This is a genomic window from Tabrizicola sp., from assembly GCF_051645465.1.
GTDB lineage: Bacteria > Pseudomonadota > Alphaproteobacteria > Rhodobacterales > Rhodobacteraceae > Tabrizicola.
In genome coordinates this window covers 1-5,248 of record NZ_JBOFBI010000252.1, presented here as the reverse complement: position 1 = coordinate 5,248, position 5,248 = coordinate 1, and the positions used below count along the sequence as shown (strand labels likewise).

Annotated in this window: 6 protein-coding genes; 3 read left to right on the top strand and 3 right to left on the bottom strand. The window is 65.6% G+C overall.

Features of this window, described 5'->3' with window-relative positions:
* Positions 1 to 129: 129 nt before the first annotated feature.
* The gene (locus tag ACRCSW_RS16695) at positions 130 to 549 is read right to left on the bottom strand and encodes a tellurite resistance TerB family protein (RefSeq protein ID WP_438706780.1); all 420 of its coding nucleotides are present in this window, start codon (positions 547 to 549) and stop codon (positions 130 to 132) included.
* 110 nt (positions 550 to 659) lie between these two features.
* Between ACRCSW_RS16695 and ACRCSW_RS16690 the strand changes: the two genes are divergently transcribed.
* From ACRCSW_RS16690 to ACRCSW_RS16680, 3 genes are read left to right on the top strand one after another with little or no spacing between them, the layout of a single operon-like run.
* Positions 660 to 2,240, top strand: a complete 1,581-nt coding sequence (locus tag ACRCSW_RS16690; RefSeq protein WP_438706779.1) for a lysine--tRNA ligase — start codon at positions 660 to 662, stop codon at positions 2,238 to 2,240.
* 30 nt (positions 2,241 to 2,270) lie between these two features.
* A complete protein-coding gene (locus ACRCSW_RS16685; protein WP_438706778.1) occupies positions 2,271 to 3,197 on the top strand; it encodes a hypothetical protein in 927 nt (308 codons plus the stop codon).
* A 24-nt stretch (positions 3,198 to 3,221) separates the two neighbouring features.
* A complete protein-coding gene (locus ACRCSW_RS16680; protein ID WP_438706777.1) occupies positions 3,222 to 3,815 on the top strand; it encodes a hypothetical protein in 594 nt (197 codons plus the stop codon).
* Between the two features lie 191 nt (positions 3,816 to 4,006).
* Here ACRCSW_RS16680 and ACRCSW_RS16675 read toward each other — a convergent pair whose 3' ends face one another.
* Entirely contained in the window at positions 4,007 to 4,870 is an 864-nt protein-coding gene (locus ACRCSW_RS16675) for an alpha/beta hydrolase family protein (RefSeq protein ID WP_438706776.1), read from the bottom strand.
* 76 nt (positions 4,871 to 4,946) lie between these two features.
* Positions 4,947 to 5,248 (bottom strand): hypothetical protein (locus tag ACRCSW_RS16670; protein WP_438706775.1); only part of this gene is annotated, 302 nt, incomplete at its 5' end.

Sequence of the window (5,248 nt, the reverse complement as noted above, 5' to 3'; positions counted from 1 at the left end):
CATCCTATGCCAGAAGAAGATGGGTCCCCGCTTTCGCGGGGATGACAGGGGGATGAGCGTGGTGGGCGGAGTGGTTGATAGAGTCGGGCTGAAGCCCGACTTACCGTAGGAGTCGGGGCACGCCCCGACCTACGGCAGGAGATGCCTTACCCTCGCGCCCCATTCGATGGCGGCGGCGTGCAGCCGGTCGATCTTCAGCTCTTCGCGGACCTCTTCCAGCATGCGGAGCTCGACCTGGGAGTGCCTGCCGTCCGCTGTGACGACGTCGCAGGCCAAAGCGTAGGCGGTCTCGAAGAGGCGGTCGGGGAGGGTCTCGCGGATCAGGCCGAAGAGGGCGTCGAGGCCGTCTTCCTCTTCAAACAAATCAAACACGATGCGGCTGACGCGCTGGATGCGGTCGGGGTCGTAGTTGGCAAAGATCGGCATGTGGTTGACCATGCGGGTGATCGCCACAAGCTCGGCCGTGCGCATGTTCTCGTCTGACGCGGAGCAGGCCACCATGACGGCCACAAGGGCATCCTGCGGGGACATGGGGGAGGTTTCTAGCATGGGGGGCTCCTGATGCGTCTTCGGGGCGGACATTATTGACGAGGGGGCGGGTGGGCAATAGAGGACGGGGGTCCGGGACACGGGGTCGCGGGCGTTTCGGGAGAGATGGGATGACTGCGCTTCGCGATGCGGCGATGAATTCGAAGGCCTGGCCCTTTGAAGAGGCCCGCGCGGTCCTGAAACGCTATGGCGGGAAGGACCCGGCGAAGGGGTATGTGCTCTTCGAGACGGGGTATGGGCCGTCGGGGTTGCCTCACATCGGGACGTTTGGCGAGGTGGCGCGGACGACGATGATCCGGCGGGCGTTCGAGATCATTTCGGACATTCCGACGCGGCTGATCTGTTTTTCCGACGATGTGGACGGGATGCGGAAGGTGCCGGAGAACGTGCCTCAGCAGGAGATGTTGCGCCAGCACATGCAGAAGCCGTTGACGTCGGTGCCTGATCCCTACGGGGAGTACGAGAGCTTTGGGCACCACAACAACGCGATGTTGCGGCGGTTTCTGGATACGTTCGGGTTCGAGTATGAGTTCATCTCGGCGACGGAGTTCTACAAGTCGGGGCGGTTTGACGACACGCTGCGGCTTTGTGCCGAGCGGTATGATGCGATCATGGGGATCATGCTGGCATCGCTCAGGGAGGAGCGGCAGCAGACCTACAGCTGCTTCCTGCCGATCCATCCCGAGACGGGGCGGGTGTTGTATGTGCCGATCAAGCATGTGGATGCGAAGGCGGCGACGGTCACGTTTGACGACGAAACGGGGCGGGAGTGGACGCTGCCGGTGACCGGGGGCCACGTGAAGCTGCAGTGGAAGCCGGACTTTGGTGCTCGCTGGGCGGCGCTGGATGTGGACTTCGAGATGTACGGGAAGGACCATTCCACCAATACTCCGATCTATGACGGGATCTGCGAGGTGCTGGGGGGGCGGAAGCCGAACCATTTCAGCTATGAGCTGTTCCTGGACGAGGCGGGGCAGAAGATTTCCAAGTCGAAGGGCAATGGGCTGACGATCGACGAGTGGCTGACTTATGCGGCCACCGAGAGCCTGTCGTATTTCATGTACCAGAAGCCGAAGACGGCGAAGCGGCTGTGGTGGGACGTGATCCCGCGGGCGGTGGATGAGTATCACCAGCAGCTGAAGGCGTTTCCGGAGCAGACGCTGGAGCAGAAGGTGAACAATCCGGTGTGGCATATCCATCGGGGGCAGCCTCCGGCGTCGGATATGGTGGTGTCGTTCGCGATGCTTCTGAACCTGGCGTCGGTTGCGGGGGCGAAGGATGCGGGGGCGCTTTGGAAGTTCATCAAGCGCTATGCGCCGGGGGCTTCGCCTGAGACGCATCCCGACCTGGATGCGGCGGCGGGGTATGCGGTTCGGTACTTCGCGGACAAGATTGCTCCGACCCGGGTGTTCCGGCTGCCTTCCGACAAGGAGCGGGCGGCGATGGAGGATCTGGTGGCGCGGCTGAAGGTCTGGGACGGGGGGCTGGACGACGAGGCGCTGCAGTCGATGGTCTTTGCGGTCGGCAAGGAGCATGGGTTCGAGCCGCTGCGCGACTGGTTCAAGGCGTTGTATGAGGTGCTTCTGGGGGCGTCGGATGGCCCTCGGTTCGGGGGGTTCATCGCGCTTTACGGGGTGGCGGAGACCGTGGCACTGATGGAGCGGGCGCTGGAGGGCGAGTTCGCGGCCTGACTGGCGGTGCCGATCCCCCGGGGGTGAGCGATGAAGCTTACGCTGCATGTGGGTTTGAAGAAGACGGCGACGACGTCGCTGCAGATGGCCCTGGCTGGTGCGAAGCGGGAGCTGGCGGCCTTTGGCGTTCTCAATCCCGGCACGCCTGACCTTCACCAGCGGCTGGCGCGGTCGGTGAAGGCGGGTGACGCGCGAGGCGACCGGGTTGCGCGGGAAACGCTTGACGTGATCGCGGCGGAGGCTCGGGTGGCGGGCCTTGGGCATGTGGTGCTGTCGAGCGAGCATCTGATCTCGGCTTCTGCTGAAGCGGTCGCGCGGCTGCGTTTGATGCTGGAAGAGCAGTGGCCGGAGGTCAGCCAGATCTTGGTGCTTTGCTATGTCCGCGAGCCTGTGGGCTTTGCGACCAGCATGTGCCAGCAGTCGTTGAAGAACGGCGTGATCCGGTTGGCTGACTTCTATGCTGCACCTTGGCCGTTCACGGTGGCGGCTTGGCTGTCGAATTATGCGACAGTCTTTGGGCGGGAGAGCATTCGGCTGCGGCACTTTCATCCCGATCATCTGAAGGACGGCGATATCTTCCGCGACTTTCTGGATGCGATCGGGCTGCCTGATCTTGTCCTTCCGGTGGCTGTCGCGCAGCGGAACCGATCGCTGTCCCATGAGGGCGTTCTGGTGGCGGATGCGCTGGTGGGTCTTCGTCCGGGGGGCGAGCGTGACCGGGCGAGGCGGAACCGGTATCGGCGCTTGCTGGGCAAGATCGAGGGGGCGAAGTTCGTGCTGCCTGCCGAAGTGCAGGAGCGGGTGATCGAGGGGTCTTCGGGTGATGTTGCGGCCTTGAAGGCGGTCTTTGGGTTGGAGCTGGTGCCTGAGCGTGTGGATGGGGCCGGTGCTTGTGCGATGTCGGCCGAGACGGCGCTGGCGATGGCGCGGCGGATTATCGAGGATGTGGAGCGCTGAGCTGGTGGATCGGGAGGGATGGCGATGGGACGGGAAGCGGAAGGCCACGCCCGGTTTCGGGGTCAGGACGGCGTGGTGAAGGCGCTTCTGGAGAGCGACGGGATCATTCTGCGGGGCGAGGTCCGGGCGAAGCTGCGGCGGGACGGGCTTATGGACTGGCGGGTTGAGGGCGAGGATCTGGTGCTGCGGGCCGAGGGGGAGCCGTTGGTCCTGACGCTGGGCGCGAAGGAGGCGGCGGCCTGGGTGAAGGCGTTGGAGAAGCCGCTGCCGTCGCTGGCGGCGAAGCTGGGGGTCTCGGCGGCCGCGCGTGCCTGGGTGATCGGCGGGCCTACACCGGAGGAGATTGCGGTGGCGGTGGCCGGGGCCGAGGCTGTGGGGCCGGAGGGAGCGGCGCTGATCGTGGCGGTGCTGAGCGGGCCGGGCGATCTGGAGGCGGCGCTTCGGGCGGGGCAGGCGCATGGGCTGCGGGTCTGGTGCGTTTATGGCAAGGGGAGGGGCGCTGCTGTGACCGATGCCGTGGTGCGCGAGGCGTTCCGGGGGGCGGGGTGGATGGACATCAAGTCTTGTGCGGTGTCGGAGGCATTTACGGCGACGCTTTATCGGCCGCCGAAGGGTTAAGCCATCAAGCGTTGTGCGGCTTGGGGCGGTTTTCATATTGAGCGCTTACGCGCATTCCTTTTGTCTCGCCTCTGCGCGCGAAGGGCGCGCAACCGGCTCGGGCGTAGAGCCTCCGGCGGGGATATTTGAGCAAATGTGAAAGGCGGTGCGGGATCGGTGGCATGTCTGGTGCCACTGGTCCGGCTTTGCGGTTACTGCAGGCGCGGTTTCAGGAAGGCGATGGTTTCGCCGACCATCTGGTCAAGCGTTTCCGGCCCGGTGAACGCGTTGAAGACATGGTCCATCTCGGCGATCCAGCTTTCCTCTTCGCCCTCATGCGCGGCGAGGAAGGCGTCGACCGCGGTGGGCAGGACGGTCGTGTCCTTCGTGCCGTGGGCGATGAGGAGGGGGCCGGCGTAGGAGGCGAGCTCGGCCGGGGGGTCGAAGGTGGTGACGCCCTCGAAAAAGCCCTGCTTCAGCTCGATCTCTGCGCCCCAGGGCAGGGTGATGGGCATTGCTGCATCGCCAAGGGCGAGGCCCTTTTCCAGCGTCTCGGCGCCGAGAAGGCCGCCGAAGCTTTCTTCCGGGTTGGCGACGGCGGCCCAGAGGACGAGGGCATCGGGCTTGTCGGACCGTCCTGCGACTGCGGTGGCGACAAGACCGCCCTGGCTCCATCCCAGGACGGCAAGGCGCTGACCGTCGACAGCGGGGTTCGCCTCAAGCCAGTCGAGTGTGGCGAGGGCGTCTGCGACCTGGCCCTCATAGGTGGTTTCGGCGAATGTGCCGGGGCTTTCGCCCGAGCCGCGGAAGTCGATGCGAAGCGAGGCGATCCCCTGTTCGGCAAGGAGGCGGGCGGTGCGGGAGAAGACGCCTTCGTCCGTGCCGGTCACGGGGAGCTCATCACGGCTGCCGGTGAAGCCGTGGAGGAGGAGCACCACCGGGGCCGGATCGCCAGCCGGGGTTTCGAGCGTGCCGATGACCGGGCCGAGGGGAGTGTCGATCGTGACGGTCTCTTCGGACTGGGCAAATGCGGGGAAGGCGGCAAGGCTGAGGGTCAGGGCAAGGACGGCGCGCATGCGGGGCACTCCTTTGCGGGTGAAGCCGGGAGGAGAGCATTGCGGTCCGATCCCTGTCAAGCGCGGCGCGGTGGCGTCAGGCCGCCTTCCCAAGCCAGACCTTGCGCCATTCGAGCCAGAGGGCTGCGACATCGTCCGGATCGCCGGCAAAGAGCCGGTCGCTTAGGGCGAAGGCCTCGGTTTCAAGCTTCTCCTGGGCGTCGCTGAGCCGGGCGTCGAGCATCTGGCGGGCAGGGTCGGGCATCACGGCATCGAACAGGGCGGCCGCGTGGGCCGCGAGGACGGAGAGGTCGTGGTGATTGCCAAGCGCCTCGTCCAGGTGGTCGGCGCTGGTGACGATCGGTTTGAAGAGATCGGGCCAGACGGGGGTGAAGAGGC